14 protein-coding genes (1 of these 14 cut by a window edge) are annotated in these 15665 nt (G+C 32.9%); 7 read left to right on the forward strand and 7 right to left on the reverse strand.

The genetic code is table 11. From position 1 onward, the window contains the following. Window positions 1-29 precede the first annotated feature (29 nt). From NBE98_RS22385 to NBE98_RS04470, 3 genes are all read right to left on the reverse strand, one after another. A complete protein-coding gene (locus NBE98_RS22385) occupies window positions 30-161 on the reverse strand; it encodes a hypothetical protein (RefSeq protein ID WP_284703598.1) in 132 nt (43 codons plus the stop codon). Between the two features lie 92 nt (window positions 162-253). Then, entirely contained in the window at window positions 254-1990 is a 1737-nt protein-coding gene (locus NBE98_RS04465) for a DUF4153 domain-containing protein (RefSeq protein ID WP_250812992.1), read from the reverse strand. A 181-nt stretch (window positions 1991-2171) separates the two neighbouring features. After that, the gene (locus NBE98_RS04470; RefSeq protein ID WP_250812996.1) at window positions 2172-2315 is read right to left on the reverse strand and encodes a hypothetical protein; all 144 of its coding nucleotides are present in this window, start codon (window positions 2313-2315) and stop codon (window positions 2172-2174) included. A 197-nt stretch (window positions 2316-2512) separates the two neighbouring features. On the opposite strand from NBE98_RS04470, the gene NBE98_RS04475 reads away from it, so the two are divergent. Both NBE98_RS04475 and NBE98_RS04480 read left to right on the forward strand, forming a co-directional pair. Then, the gene (locus NBE98_RS04475; RefSeq protein ID WP_250813000.1) at window positions 2513-3415 is read left to right on the forward strand and encodes a deoxyribonuclease IV; all 903 of its coding nucleotides are present in this window, start codon (window positions 2513-2515) and stop codon (window positions 3413-3415) included. A 175-nt stretch (window positions 3416-3590) separates the two neighbouring features. Then, complete coding sequence (locus tag NBE98_RS04480; protein ID WP_250813002.1) at window positions 3591-6899, forward strand: ATP-binding protein; 3309 nt, start codon at window positions 3591-3593, stop codon at window positions 6897-6899. Between the two features lie 37 nt (window positions 6900-6936). Here the strand turns inward: NBE98_RS04480 and NBE98_RS04485 are convergent, their stop codons facing one another. Further along, the gene (locus NBE98_RS04485; RefSeq protein ID WP_250813006.1) at window positions 6937-7308 is read right to left on the reverse strand and encodes a VOC family protein; all 372 of its coding nucleotides are present in this window, start codon (window positions 7306-7308) and stop codon (window positions 6937-6939) included. 118 nt (window positions 7309-7426) lie between these two features. Between NBE98_RS04485 and NBE98_RS04490 the strand changes: the two genes are divergently transcribed. The 5 genes from NBE98_RS04490 to NBE98_RS04510 all read left to right on the forward strand — a co-directional run bounded on the left by NBE98_RS04490 (window position 7427) and on the right by NBE98_RS04510 (window position 13812). Further along, window positions 7427-8161: an MBL fold metallo-hydrolase gene (locus NBE98_RS04490; protein ID WP_250813008.1), complete on the forward strand. Its 735-nt coding sequence runs from the start codon at window positions 7427-7429 to the stop codon at window positions 8159-8161. A gap of 88 nt (window positions 8162-8249) precedes the next feature. Continuing rightward, entirely contained in the window at window positions 8250-9128 is an 879-nt protein-coding gene (locus NBE98_RS04495) for a YitT family protein (protein ID WP_250813009.1), read from the forward strand. Between the two features lie 176 nt (window positions 9129-9304). Then, window positions 9305-11227, forward strand: a complete 1923-nt coding sequence (locus NBE98_RS04500; protein WP_250813010.1) for a PrkA family serine protein kinase — start codon at window positions 9305-9307, stop codon at window positions 11225-11227. 4 nt (window positions 11228-11231) lie between these two features. Then, window positions 11232-12401 (forward strand): sporulation protein YhbH, encoded by a 1170-nt coding sequence (yhbH, locus tag NBE98_RS04505; protein ID WP_250813014.1) that lies wholly within the window; start codon window positions 11232-11234, stop codon window positions 12399-12401. A 43-nt stretch (window positions 12402-12444) separates the two neighbouring features. Further along, window positions 12445-13812, forward strand: a complete 1368-nt coding sequence (locus tag NBE98_RS04510; RefSeq protein ID WP_250813016.1) for a SpoVR family protein — start codon at window positions 12445-12447, stop codon at window positions 13810-13812. Window positions 13813-13915: 103 nt separating this feature from the next. Here NBE98_RS04510 and NBE98_RS04515 read toward each other — a convergent pair whose 3' ends face one another. The 3 genes from NBE98_RS04515 to NBE98_RS04525 all read right to left on the reverse strand — a co-directional run. Then, window positions 13916-14755, reverse strand: a complete 840-nt coding sequence (locus NBE98_RS04515; protein WP_250813018.1) for a CvfB family protein — start codon at window positions 14753-14755, stop codon at window positions 13916-13918. Between the two features lie 93 nt (window positions 14756-14848). Then, complete coding sequence (locus NBE98_RS04520; RefSeq protein WP_250813020.1) at window positions 14849-15481, reverse strand: hypothetical protein; 633 nt, start codon at window positions 15479-15481, stop codon at window positions 14849-14851. Between the two features lie 4 nt (window positions 15482-15485). Beyond that, on the reverse strand, window positions 15486-15665 hold the final stretch of the coding sequence (locus NBE98_RS04525) for a hypothetical protein (protein ID WP_250813022.1). The gene runs 231 nt beyond the window's last position; 180 of the gene's 411 nt are visible here — the last part of the coding sequence; the start codon falls outside the window, past its right edge — the gene reads right to left on this strand; the stop codon is at window positions 15486-15488.

The raw sequence follows: 15665 nt of genomic DNA on the forward strand, positions 1-15665 counted from the left end.
TTATCTGTCAGTGCTTATTTCTTTTGTAGCTATGCATTTGGGTTAGGATTTTTATCAGTACGAGTTGTTTGAAGAGTATTCATTCCCATGCTGTTGCCTTTATTGTTGCTTGGAGTTTTATTCTGTCTTTGGTTTTTAGCTTTATTCTCACCTTTTGTCATAGCAATTCTCCTTTATGCAAATATATTATTACGTTACAGCTTTAGTTTTCACAGTTTTAAGACAACTATGTGGGGGAAGTTTTTCTAAATACCTATTTTAATTTTAAAAGTACATAAAAATTCATTTCTATATTAGAAAATGCTTGGTTTGAAGCCTCTTTAGTTCCTGAAATATGCCTGAAAATGAACTTTATATTCACATTTTCATTTTCGTCTATAAAAGTCATTTCTTCTATTGGTAGTTCCCCTTTTTCAAATCTATCACTATATTTTTCAGCAAGCCCTAATATTAAGGTCTTAAAATCTTTTGAATAAATTTCTTTTCCATTCTTATTGATGCTGACAATACTTGAGTCAGGGCTATAGGATATATACAGTGAGTTTTTATCGATGTTGCTTCTACCACCTGCAGCTACAGATTCCATGAGATAGTCATAGGAAGTTATATCTATAGTTTTTGAGAGTCCTTCCGTGCTGAAATAAAAGTAATTATTTTGGAAATTATGCTCGGGAGCTTCATATGCAAAGCCAAAGGTATTTGACATATTATCTAGAGTAAAATTTTCAGGTAGATGTTTAGCTGCTTTAAAGCTATGATCCTCCTTGAAATATTGAAGTATGCTGCTTATATCAGCTCTGTCTTTTTTAGTTACATTTGAGTTAGGCTGTATAATGCCATCCTTTATCATGTTATTTCTAGCAAGTAGCTGCTCTAACCGTTTGTTTTGACTCATTTTTGATACGGAATAGCTGCTTAAAGGACCAAATACAGATATTAAGCAAATAATTGAAAGTGAAATGAAAATTATTATGTTCTTGGATTTCTTTACAAATCCAAGATAAAGCATCATTGCAAAGACCCATAAAGCAAGCACAGTTACATAATATCTTTTTTCGGTTACTCCGTAAGCATTGATTCTTAAAAATATTGATATAAACATCATGGCCAATACGGGAAGTATAAGTTTGGGAAAGAACTTTGTAAAACTCTTTGACCATTTGCTTTCGAGTGCCAGCGGTGTAATAAAAAATATAACTACTACCGAAATAACCGAGTACCACAGTACAAGGTTAGTAATAATATTAGCTGGCCATTGAGTTGTGATAAGAATCTTTGCAAAATAGATATAGAGTATTATTGTATATATGCTTATCAATGGCATTACAATATATAAGAAAAGTATTTTTAACAGCTTTGGATAAGAACGTGCCGACAAATCTTCACCAATTTTAGGTATAGTAGCAAGAAAGTAAGATACACCAAATAAAAATATCACATATAGAAAAGTATAATAATAAATTTCACTTTGGATTCTAATACCTAGCAGCTTATCAATTGCGAAAAGTATGGCAGCTAAGCCTGAATTTAGAACTATGCAGTATAATATTGTTATAAAGAAACCGGAAAGAAGGCTTATTACATAGTTTTCAAAACACTTTTTTGGAGCTGAAAAAGGGATAAATATAAAAGATAGATATAAAGCAAGACTAACTGCGATATACCTTGTAACTGCAACCATATTAAAATCATTAAGCAGAAATAAATAATAAAGGATAAGCAGCACAGCACCAGCTAAATAGTAGGAATAAAGTATCAAATTGTTCCTATACTCTCTGCTTTCAAAGAAAAGTTTTATGCATAGGGTGAGTGGTATGCCTAAAGCAACAGTCATTGCCAGCTGAGAAAGAATGTCTTGCGATGGCTTGGTTTCAGAAATAATTACCAGAATAGAGGCGACTAAAAATGAAAGTAGTATGGTTAATGGAAATCTTTTTAGGCTTAAGTATAATCCGGATATAATATTTTTGAAAGCTTGAATTGGCTTCATAATTTATACCTCCTTTGATTTGTTTAGTATTAATTAATTATACGAAAATATAATGCAAATAACTATGTAATTTGAGTTAATATTTTTTCAAAAGGGGATAAGTAAATTATTTAATATTAATGAATTATAGTGATATCAAAGCAATTGAATTTAGAAGAGAGCAAACTGCTGGCTCTCTTTACTATTTATTATCATACTTCCTTATAGGTTTGTACTTCGACCTGCTTCTTTCGCTAGGGTCTATATATTCGTAATCACCAGTTTCTGTCTTCCTAATTCCAAGCCTGGTAAGTTGTTTTACTTTTACTGTATACTTGCTTCCCATCTTTTATCCTCCTAAATTATCAAATAAAGAGTTATGTTCTTAGCATAATAGATTTTATTAATATTATACTTTTTTAAAATCAACTTTCTTATCAATAATAATTATTATATAATATATTTATAATAATTTTCTTGTTTGGTTATGGTATAATTAATATAATAAAAAATACTTGCAAAAGAAGAAAGGCAGGATGAAATATGCTTAAGATAGGTTCACATGTGTCCATGAGTGGAAAAAAGATGATGATAGGCTCTGTTGAAGAAGCTCTATCTTATGGAGCAAATACATTTATGATATACACTGGCGCTCCACAAAACACAGCAAGAAAACCAATTGAAGATTTGAATATAGATGCAGCAGTGAAAATTATGAATGCTAATAGTATTGAAGAAATTGTTGTGCATGCACCTTACATAATAAATTTAGGCAATAGTGAGAAGCCTGAAACCTTTGAATTAGCTGTTAACTTTTTAAGAGAAGAAATCAGAAGGACAGAGGCAATTCAAAAAGCTAAGCAAATTGTGCTTCACCCAGGAGCCCATGTTGGCGCTGGAGAAGAAAAAGGAATTAGGCAGATAATTATGGGGCTTAACGAAGTTATAACAAAAGAGCAAAATATCCAGATAGCGCTAGAAACAATGGCTGGTAAAGGCTCAGAATGCGGAAGAACCTTTGAACAGCTTGCACAAATTATTGACGGAGTTATTTATAACGACAAGCTAAGCATCTGTCTTGATACTTGTCATGTTAATGATGCAGGTTACGATGTAGTTAACAATTTCGATGGAATACTTGAGGAATTTGATAGGATTATAGGTCTTGAAAGACTTAGAGTAGTTCACTTAAATGACAGTAAGAATCCCATGGGAGCTAAAAAAGACAGACATGAAAACATCGGCATGGGAAGCATAGGCTTTGACGCTCTTTGCTATGTGGCTAATCATGAAGCTTTGAAAGATATACCAAAGATATTGGAAACTCCGTATGTTTTAAGTGAAGCTGGAGACAAAAAGGCTCCATATAAATACGAAATAGAAATGCTTAGAAACAAGGAGTTTTATAGTGATTTAGCAGAAAGAATTTTTTCTGAGGCTTATTAGACATTAACACCGTATTAGGATAAACATCAGATTTATTCTAATATGGTGTTTTTTATACAAACTATTTTTTTAAGGAAACTATGTACACTTGTTTAAGAAAAATGTAAAATTAAGAGTATATTTGGTGAATGATGTATATATAGGTTTAAGTAATTTAATATCTAAGGAGCTTGTTATGAAACTAATTAAATCAGCTAGGATAAGACTAATCATATTATTTATAATTATGAGTACTGCCATTTTTACTTTAATATTTTTCAGCACTAAGATTGGCAGCACTAACAAAACTATGCCGACTGCATATGAGGGAGTAATTGACCTAAGAAATTGGGATTTTGAAAAGGATGGAATGGTGAAGCTGAACGGGCAGTGGGAATTTTATAAAAATCAACTGCTTACTCCTAGTGACTTTAATGATGCGGTTCTGAGAGATAAGAATATTATTTCTATACCTGGTATATATGCATCTCAAGGATATGGTACTTTAAGATTAAAACTGCTTTTAAATCCTTCTGAAAATGTTAATTCAATAAAAATAGAATTTCTACAAAGCGCATGCAAACTTTGGGTTAATAATCGCGAACTAATCTCTAACGGGGAAGTTGGGGCTAACATGAAGGAAATGAAACCTCGTGTTATGCCTAAATACGGAAGTTTTTCAGCAAAAGGTGAGGAGGTTAATTTAACTCTTCAGGTTAGTAACTTCTATTCTAAGCTTGGCTCTATAGACACAATAGTTGTTGGAGATTCATCACAAGTTGAGAGCAAATCACGAAAACAGCTTGCTTTTGATTTGCTTATTTTCGGAAGTACGATGATGGCAGCTCTATATAACTTAGGATTATTTATAAAAAGAAAAAAGAACAAGGCAACTTTATATTTTGCAATTATATGCTTGGTAGTTGCGCTGAGGACTTTGTTTTTAGGTGAGAGATTTATTTTCTACTTGTTTCCAAATTTTAGTTACGTATTATCTGGAAAAATAATGCACTGGACTTTTTATTTATATATTCCTTTTATAGTATTATTTTTGAATAGCTTCTATAATAACATTCTCTCTACTTGGTTAGTTAAGGCAACTGTTCTTTCTGCCTATGTTTATGCATTGATAATCTTGGTTAGTCCTAATAAGTATTATATGGATATAATTTTACCTTTTGAAGTATTTACTGTATTAATTCTGATTTACTTAATAAATAAGATCTCTAGGTTATATATAAAAAAGAACAGTAGTGATTATTTAATGGTTATAGGTTTATTTGCACTGTTTGCTACAAGACTCAACGATATATTGTACGAATACAGCATAATAATTACAGGTTCCTTTGCACCATTTGGTACTTTAATATTTATAATAGTTAATTCTTACCTGCTTGCTGAGAGGCAATCCATGGCTTTTAACAATGCTGAGAATATGACAGAAAAACTTGAATCTATAAATAAGCTTAAAGATGAATTTTTAGCTGTTACATCACATGAGCTTAAAACTCCTCTTAACGGAATAATAGGGCTTTCCGAACTCTTGAATATTAGCACAAGCAACCTAAGCAAGGACGAAATACAGAGCTTAGCTTTAATAAATACCAGTGCTAAGAGGTTATCTAACCTAGTTAATGATATTACAATGCTTTCAAAGCTTAAAAATGGCGATATTAAGCTGCAAAGAAATCCAGTAGATATAGGAAAACTTGTAGAGTCTATTGTAAAGTTCTGCGGTCTTACCTTAGACAATAAAAATTTAAATATTATTAATTTAGTTGACACGAAAGCACCTTGCGTGTTAGGAGATGAAGAAAGAATTATGCAGATACTTTTTAATCTTCTAGGAAATGCAATTAAATTTACTTACCAAGGAAGCATTAAGATTTCATATACTGTTAAAACAGATTTTCTAGAAGTCTCTATTGAAGATAGCGGTATAGGTATACCAAAGAATAAATTGGAGAATATTTTTGATATCTACGAACAGGTTGAAGGCATCTCTGATAAGTATGGTGGAACAGGCTTAGGCCTTTATATTACAAGAAAGATAGTAGAGCTTCATGGTGGAATTATATGGGTAGAATCTGTTCCTGGAAAGGGAAGTGTATTTAGCTTTACCCTTCCATTATGCAAGTTTAAGGACAGAGATAATAATATAAGCATACAGAAGCAGAATATATCATCCTATGATGAAGAAGATATGTTTAACGATACTTCAGCTAGATTTAACATTGATGGCAGCAGGATTGAAACTAGTGAAAATAGGAGACATAAAGTTTTAATTGTTGATGATGAGTATGTAAACAGAAGGGTACTTGAAAGTTACTTAACAACTGAAAATTTGGTTACTATTAATGCGAGTACTGGGAAGGAGGCCTTAATGCTTTTAGAAAGGCATGAGGATATTGATCTTGTTATTCTGGATATGATGATTCCTGATTTATTAGGTTGTGAGATTTCCAGTATTATAAGACAAAAAAAATCTCTTTTTGAACTTCCTATTCTTATAATGACTGCAAACAACAATACGGAAAATCTAGTATTAGCTTTTGAATATGGAGCAAATGATTATTTAGCTAAGCCATTTAATCAGCAGGAGCTTTTGGCTAGAGTAAATACTCTCATAGCACTGAAAAATTCTGTGCAGGAGGCTATAAGTCTTACCAAGCAGGTGACAACTGCGGAAAATAAACTGCATGAACTTGAGGAATATGATAAGCTTAGAACCGAACTTTTTGCGAACTTGTCCCATGAACTTAGAACACCTCTAAATGTTATATGCAGTACAATCCAACTTTTAGAGTCATTAGATGCTTCAACTAAGTTTGGAGAGGAAAAAATAAAATATTATTTGAGCATAATGAAACAAAATTCCATAAGGCTTCTTAGACTTATTAACAACATAATAGATATGACAAAGGTGGAAGGAAACCATTTAGCTCTTAATTTATCGAATAATAATATAGTATATTTTGTAGAGGAAATATGCCAATCTGTGGCAGAGTTTATTAAATCGCAGGATATTGAGATAATCTTTGATACTGAGATTGAAGAAAAAGTTATTGCAATTGATGAAGAAAAATTTGAAAGAATTATACTTAATATATTATCTAATGCAGTTAAATTTACTGACAAGGGCGGAAGTATTTTTGTAAACATTTATGATAAGGAAGAAGTTGTAGAAATATCCATTAAAGACACAGGTGTAGGAATACCTGAGGATAAGCTAGAATTTATCTTTGAACGTTTTGCTCAACTTGACAAATCCTTAAGCAGAAGTCACGAAGGAAGCGGAATAGGTTTATCTCTTGTTAAATCCTTAGTTGAAATGCATGGAGGCAGAATTTTTGCTGAAAGCAGACTTGGAGAAGGAACAAACTTTATTATCCAGCTTCCATCAAAGCTTGTACAGGAAAATGATTCAGAAAACAACTTAACAAAGGAAAAAGAGTCAAGATATGAGAAAAATCTTCACATGGAATTTTCGGATATATATATGTAGATAAATTAAATGAGGTGCGTTATGCACCTCACTTAATTTATCTATTTGCTGGTAGAATTTCGGTCCAGTAGCCGTCTGGGTCAGCTATAAAATAAAGTCCCATGCCTATGTTTTCATAGCAGATGCAGCCCATTTTTTTATGGTGTTCGTAAGCGGCTTCATAGTCATCTACAGTTACGCACATATGTATTTCGTTGTCTCCTAGATTATAAGGCTCATTTCTATCTCTAAGCCAGGTAAGCTCTAGGCTATGGCTTGTAATCCCATCTCCAACATAAACGAGCTTGAAACTCTTATCTTCTGGCTCATAGGTTCTCAAAACTTTAAAACCTAAAGCCTCTTCGTAGAACTTAATACTTTTTTCTAAGTCAAAAACATTGATATTATTATGATCAAACCTAAACTTCATTCTAAATCTCCTTCCTTATACTTCATAATAATATTATACCTTATTTTACATATAATAAAAGACTGCATAGGGCAATAACAGTTAGGTAGTGATATAATTATAAAGAGGTGAAATTAAGATGAAAAATGGCATAGTGAAAATTAATTATTTATATAACAGCAGTTTCAAGGTTGAGACTGAAAATTTTATTCTTATCTTTGATTACTATAATGAGGCTTCAAACTCTCATAAAAGAAACAGTAGCGGTGGAGTAATAGGTGAAGAAGATACTAATACAAACAAAAAAATCCTGGTCTTTGCAACTCACAGTCATGGAGATCATTTCAGTGAAGCTATTTTTAAATGGAGAGAGCAAAGAACGGACATTGAATATATATTAAGCCATGATATTGATATTAAGCTAGTTTACCAGAAAGTAAATGTAATTGCTCCTTATGAACAATTAAGTGTATATGGGGCTCAGATAAAAGCTTTTGGTTCAACAGATTTAGGGGTATCTCTTTTAGTTAATGTTGATGGAATTAATATATTTCATGCAGGAGATTTGAACTGGTGGCATTGGTATGACGAAAGCACAGAATTTAATACTGAGATGGAAAGGATGTTTAAGGAGGAAGTAGAAAAAATCAAAGGAGCTAAAATTGATGTGGCATTTTTTCCAGTTGACCCGAGACTTAGGGAAAGCTACGATTTAGGACCTTCATATTTTATCAAGGAAGTTCAGCCCAAATCCTTGATTCCTATGCATTTTAGAGAAGACTTTTATATAACAAAGGAATTTGCTTCGGCAAATAAAGATAAGCCTGTTGAGATTTATCCTATAAACAAAAGAGGTGAGCAAATTTTTGTTTAAAACCCTCTATGAAAATATAAAGCTTTCAAGTATACTATTCTAGGACAAGTTGAACTTAGCCAAAATTGAATTAGTTTCGGGGGATAGTATGAAAAAAATTGACATTAACAAACTAGTACTTGACATTATCATTGTAACTATTGGCTGTATTTTAACCGCATTTTCTATTACATCAATATTAAAGCCTAATGGGCTTATAACAGGTGGAATTACTGGTATTTCAATAATACTTGAGAGTTTTATTCACATTAAGTATACATATATTTACTATGTATTATCTATTTTGGTTCTTTTATCAGCATGGCTTACAATGGGAAAGAAAGAAGCACTTAAAATAATAACCCTTTCAATATTTTTTCCACTAGTTCTTATTGTACTTGAAAATATAGATTACAGTTTTATTCAGAATGATATGTTGCTATCCTGTGTATATTTTGGAATAATCTATGGTCTAGGAGTTGGATTAGTGCTTAAGAGGGGCTTTTCCTTTGGAGGGACTGATACAATAGCTAAAGTTCTTCATTGCAAGCTATTCAACTTTATAAGTATAAGCGAAATACTTTTAGCTATTGACGGCGCTATTATTGCTTATTCAGCAATAGTTTACAGCAAGAATATAGCTTTATATGCTATAATTTCACAGTTTATAACAATGAAGGTTATAGATTCAGTCATGTTTGGTTTTACTTCAAAAAAGGTTCAAATTGAAATAATAAGTTCAAAACATGAGGAGATTACTAATTATGTGCTCCACACCATTAGAAGAGGTGTAAGTACTTATGATATAAAAGGTGGCTATAATAAGCAGCTAAGACTTAAGCTTCAAATTGTTTGCTCACCGCGTGAGTCAATGCTCATTAAGAGCTTTATTGCAAAGGTAGACCCAGATGCGTTTATTCATGTGGTACCTATAATATCAGTTTGGGGTAAGGGCGCCGGCTTTAACAGGTTAGTCGAGGAAAATTAGATATAAATCAAAAAAATAACAGTGCTATAACTGTTATTTTTTTGTTGCGAAAATTAGTGTAACTGCATAACATATTATAAGAATATTTAGGACTTGTACATATTTATTTTGCAGTCATAAAATGCTGTGCTTGCAAAATAGAATGTATTATATAATAGTTTCTGGAGGTGCCCTATATGAACTTTAAAGACTTAATAGAAAATGATCGTGAGCAGCAGAGAAAAAATAAATTTGAAGGGACCTTGCTTGACTACCTTGAAATTTTAAAAACTGAACCGGATTTGGCTAAATTAGCGCACAAGAGAATGCATGATATTATAATTGAGAAGAGTTTTGATGTATTGAAACCTGAAGAAAATCCTAGAATTAGAAAGATATACGGAAATGATATAATTAAACGCTATAACTTCTTTAAAGAAGATTTCTTTGGTATTGATAAGATACTTATGAAGATAGTCAATTATTTTAATGCTGCAGCAATGAAGGGTGAAGAGTCTAGACAGGTTTTATATTTAGTAGGACCTGTCGGCGCTGGTAAGTCCTCTTTAGTTGAAGCTCTGAAAAAGGCATTAGAATCTTCACCACCTATTTATTCTATCAAGAATTGTCCTATGGCGGAAGAACCTCTTCACTTAATTCCAAAACATCTTAGAAAGAACTTTGAAGATGCATTAGGAGTACAAATTGAAGGAGACTTGTGCCCGATTTGCAGGTATAGACTTAAAAATGAGTATAACGGTGAATTTGAGAAAGTGCCAGTAGTAACCAATACCTTCTCAATTAGATCGAGAAAAGGCATTGGAGTTGTTCCGCCAGTTGATCCCAATAACCAGGATACATCAATTCTTACTGGAAGCGTAGACATTAGTAAAATGGATATGTATCCAGAGGATGATCCGAGAATTTTCTCTCTGAACGGTGCCTTTAATGTAGGAAACAGGGGCATGGTGGAGTTTATTGAAGTATTCAAAAATGATGTAGAGTATTTGCATACCATAATAACAGCAACTCAAGAAAAATCGGTTCCTTCACCTGGAAAGGGCTCTATGATTTACTTTGACGGTGTAATTGTAGCTCATTCTAACGAAGCCGAATGGAACAAATTCAAGTCAGATCACACCAATGAAGCAATTCTAGATAGAATAGTAAAAGTAGAAGTCCCTTACTGCCTAGAGCTAAATGAAGAAATTAAGATATATGAAAAGATTTTAAAGAAGAGTGATTTCAAGGCTCATATTGCTCCCCATACTATCGAAACTGCAGCAATGTTTGCAGTACTTTCAAGACTTACTCCTTCAGCTAAGGCTGACCCTATGACTAAGCTTAAAATATATAATGGTGAAGAAATAGTGGAAAAGGGTACTACTAAAAAAATAGATATATCAGAACTTCGAGAAGAAGCAGGAATGAGAGAAGGCATGTCTGGAATATCTACCAGATTTGTTATTAAGTCAATAGACCATGCCCTTTCGAACTCGGAGCATAACTGTATAAATCCATTAAGTATTATGGAAAGCATTATTAGATCAATTAGAGAGCTCGATATTGCAGAGGATGACAAAAAGAGGTATCTTGGCTTTGTTCAAGACAGTATTAGAAAAGAATACAATAAAACGCTTGAGAAGGAAATTACAAAGGCCTTTATACACAGCTACAGGGAGCAGGCTGAGAGTTTGTTTAACAACTATATAGACAATGCTGAAGCCTATGTGAATAAAACTAAGTTAAAGGATAAATCTACAGGTGAAGAGCTTCAGCCAGATGAAAAATTTATGCGTTCCATTGAAGAACAGATTGGAGTTTCAGAAAACTCTGCAAAAGGTTTCAGAACTGATGTAACTTCCTATATGTTCTATGTAGTTAGAAAGGGCGGAATTATTGATTACAGTTCCTATGAACCATTAAGAGAAGCTATAGAAAAGAAACTTATGGCTTCAGTTAAGGAACTGTCAAGGATTGTAACTAAGTCAAGAGTTAGAGATAAAGATCAAGAATCAAAGTATAACATTATGGTTGAGGAAATGAAATCTAACGGTTACTGCGAGCACTGCTGTGATGTTGTGCTTAAGTATGCAGCTAATAATCTATGGAAGGATTGATAATATGGCTATCTTTAAGGAATATAGTCCGGCAGATCATGACAGGTCCATAGAGGATAGAAGAAGACATAAACAGCTTGTAGAAAAATCTATCAGAGATAATCTTGGCGATATATTATCTGAAGAAAGCATTATAGGCGAAGGTAAAAATAAAAAAATAAAGATACCAATAAGAGGGCTTAAGGAATATCAGTTTATATATGGTAAAAATGTACCTGGTGTAGGAAGCGGCGATGGTTCGGAAAAAAGAGGAGACAAAATAGGTGCGGATAGAAGCCAGCAGGGGAAGGGAAGCGGAAGCGCAGGAAATGAGGAAGGAGACGATGTCTACGAGACTGAGGTTTCTATAGATGAAGTACTCAACTATCTTATGGAAGATTTGGAACTTCCTGACCTTGATAAAAAGAAATTTTCTGAAGTACTTTCAGAAAATGCAACCAAAAGATCAGGTTATCAAAGACATGGCATAAATCCTAGACTTGCTAAAAAGAGAACTGTCGTTGAAAAACTTAAAAGAAAGCAAGGTAAAAAAAGAGCACTTAAGGAGCTAAATGAATATGTGAAGGTTGAGAGATTTCCATTTAAAGAGGATGACTTAAGATACTACAGAGTTAAAAAGACAAAGAAGAGAGAATTTAATGCTGCAATAATTTGTATAATGGATACTTCGGGTTCTATGGACAATACTAAAAAGTATTTGGCTCGCTCTTTCTTCTTCGTGTTATCCAGATTTATAAGAATGAAGTATACTAATGTGGAAATTGTTTTTATAAGCCATTCTACTACTGCTAAAGAGGTTAATGAAAATGAATTTTTTCACAAGGTAGAATCTGGAGGAACTTATATATCAAGCGGATATGTGAAAGCACTTGAAATTATTGAGGCACGATACAACCCAAGCGTTTGGAATATTTATACTTTCAATGTTAGCGATGGAGACAACTGGTCTGAGGATAATGAAAGAGCAATAAAGTCTGCCAAGGAACTCACACATAAATGCAATATGGTAGGCTATGTAGAAATTATGGCTGGCTATTATAATGCAGGATTAAAAGAGAAGCTTATAAAGGAAATTGAAAACACAAAGTTTGTGGCTGTAACTATAAAACAGAAGCAGGATTTATGGGGAGCCTTGAAAGGGATTTTAAAGAAGGATATAAAGGAAGCATGGTGATTGTCATTATGCGACTGCTGAGTTCTGCTAGGAGGCAATAATTATGGAGTGGTTTGTTAAAGACTTAGAGGACTGGAATGAGAAGATAGAAGCTTTGACTAAGAAATTGGGTCTTGATTATTATGATCAGGAATTTGAGTTAATTGGTTATCAGGATATGCTAGGCTATGAAGCTTATGTGGGGATGCCTTCAAGGTATCCTCATTGGAGCTTTGGAAAAGCTTATGAAAAGAATAGAACGCTTTATAAGTATAATCTGACGGGACTTCCTTATGAGATGGTTATAAACTCTAATCCATGTCTTGCTTATTTGATGAAGGAAAATACTTTATTGCTTCAGATTTTAACTATAGCGCACGTATATGGACATAATGATTTTTTTAAAAACAACAGGCTTTTTAAGGAAGGTACTGAAGCAGATTATACAATTGAAATGTTCAAAAGAAATGCAGATAAAATTAGAAATTATATTAACGATCCAAGTATAGGCTATGATAAAGTAGAAAGAATTTTAAATGCAGCCCATGCTATAAAGCTTCAAATATCAAGAGTTGCTGGAGAGAAAGAGATTTCAGATGGAGCTATTGTCAATGAGCTTATGGCTGAGTATCATGAGAAACTTGAGAATAGGAATATTCTTGAACCGTATAAAACTCCGCCTATGCCTGATATAACTAGAATTCCACTTAGACCTGATGATGATGTAATTCATTTTATATTAAAACATGGAAATCTTGAAGAATGGGAAAAGAATGTGCTTGAAATAGTAAGGGAAGAAACCTTGTACTTTATACCTCAAATAGAGACAAAGATAATGAATGAAGGATGGGCAAGTTATTGGCACTATACAATCCTAAATGAACTTGATCTACCTGCTTCACTTCACCTGGAATTTATAAAAAGGCATAATGATGTTGTTGCACCTTGGAGAGGTGGCCTAAATCCTTATTATCTCGGCTTCAAGATGTTTCAAGATATTGAAAGACGTTTTGGAAGGGAAAAAATTTTTGAGGTTAGGGAACTTGAAAGGGATGCCTCCTTCCTAAGAAGGTATCTAACACAGGAGCTTTGCGAGGAACTACACTTGTTCGAATATGTAAAAAAGGGAGACAGCTACTTCGTTGAGGAAGTTTCAGATGATATGGGCTTTGAGAATATAAGAAATGTGTTGAGCTCAAGCTGCGGCATGGGTATGGTACCTGTTATTCAGGTTATAGACATGAACCCAAAAACTAGAGTGCTTATGCTGGAACATGTTTTTGACGGAAGAGAATTGAACCTTGATTATGCAGAGGCTACTTTAAAGCATGTTCAAGAGCTTTGGGGACACAATGTGATACTTAGTACAAGGATAGCTGGAAAAGACTTAAAGATAACCTGCAATGATAATAAAGTAATAGTTAAGGTATAGATATTGACTTGCTGTGTTTATTGTATTAAATTATTAAGCACAGCAGATTAACTTAATTTGTAAACATAGGCTGCAATCACTATGACTGCAGCCCATGTTTTTATTATTTTAATTTAGTTCCATTTATGTCTTGAGCTATTAAATTCTTTTTCATCAGCCCGCCAAGAGCCTGCTTAAAATAGTTTTTACTTATGTGGAAGGTTTCGTATATGTCTTCCGGATGACTTTTATCATTAAAAGGCATTGAACCATTATTGGTTTTTAAATAATCCAATATGGTCTGTTGAAGGGCAGTAACTTCATCCTTAGCTGATTTTCGTGTAGTTAGGCCAAGTTTTCCGTCCTCATAAATCTTGTTTATAGTTAATTCTAAGACATCTCCGTGATTTAGCTCTGTAAAATATTCATTATGCAGTATAACACCTTTATGTAGATTATCTACAGCGATCATAACACTCTTATTTGTTTGAAAGCCATACACAGTTCCAGTTACTGTATCTCCAATCTTATATTGATGCTCAGTGTCTAAGTATCTGTCTATATCTGTTGTAGCAGCTATTCTTTCGGTCTTGTCTAAATAGATATAAAACAGATATTTGGTTCCTTCCTTTAGTCCGTATAGCTTTTCTTTAAGAGGAACTAATATATCCTTTTCCAAACCAAAGTTAACAAAACTTCCAATCTTAGTGTTAGAGACAACTTTCAGATAGGCTAAATCGCCTACCTTTGCAAGAGGTTTCTTTAAAGTAGCAACTAATCTGTCCTTAGAATCTCTGTAAATAAATACTTCTATTTCGTGGCCAATAGTCAGCTCCTCATCTAAAGCGTTACTATTTGGAAGAAGTATATCGTCTTTAGTGCTTCCAGTACCAGCATCTAAGAACCATCCAAAATCAGTTTTTCTAGCGATCTTAAGCTTATTGTAATCACCTATATTTACCAAGTTTATTACCTTCCTTTGTATATAAATAAATAATATTTTATGTTATCGCTCTTCATTCTAACATACTTTAGTAGTTTTGTATAAATATTATCACTAAGAGCTATAAGTAACCTTGTTAGCTTTGTGATAATCAATAATAATAATCAAGTCGTAAATGTTAATAAATTTAAATATGTGCGGATTTTCGGTACTCTGAAGCTTACAGACAGATCCAGGTGTAATTATATTGTTATTAATGGCCTTAAGTGATTGTTCAAAGGCTGCTAAAAACTCTATGTTCATCTTTCGAGTTGGGTAGCCTCCATTAGATTTAACAAAATCCAAAAATGAATTGCAGGTGTTTATAATTCTAAATTCAAATGGAAAGCCAGATGGAAGCAGCGCTTTATATTTTCCGAGAATATTCTCTTCATTGATATTATAAACAATTTCTAACTGTTTTAAGCCTGAATTAGTTGATATATTTGTAGAAGCTAAAGGAATTAAATTGAATAATATTTTAGTGTTTCTTATGGAAGCAAAGCAGTAGATATAATCTTCAGTAATAACTAACTCAGTTTTAAAGTTGTTAGCAAAGCTTTGAAGCAGTAATTTTTTTTCTTTCAAATAGGCTGAAGCAGCATGGGCTTCCAGACAAGTGTTATTATCTCTGATATTCTTTCCATCAGGAGAAAATATTACGGCTGAGTTAAATGTGTTAAGAAAACACATCTCAAATTTATACATTAAATCACCTCTCTGAATTTATATATAGAAGCAGTAATTTTTCAATGTACTTCAGGGTTTCTTCAGGGGGGACTGCTAACTTCTTATGAAGCCGTATCAAGGTTAGTAGTTCATTTAAATCAAAGATATTATCTGATTTGTTATTTTGCACATGTTTGACTCTTGAAGAATCAAAATCAAATTC

This window comes from Clostridium swellfunianum (genome assembly GCF_023656515.1).
Classification (GTDB): Bacteria; Bacillota; Clostridia; order Clostridiales; family Clostridiaceae; genus Clostridium_AT; species Clostridium_AT swellfunianum.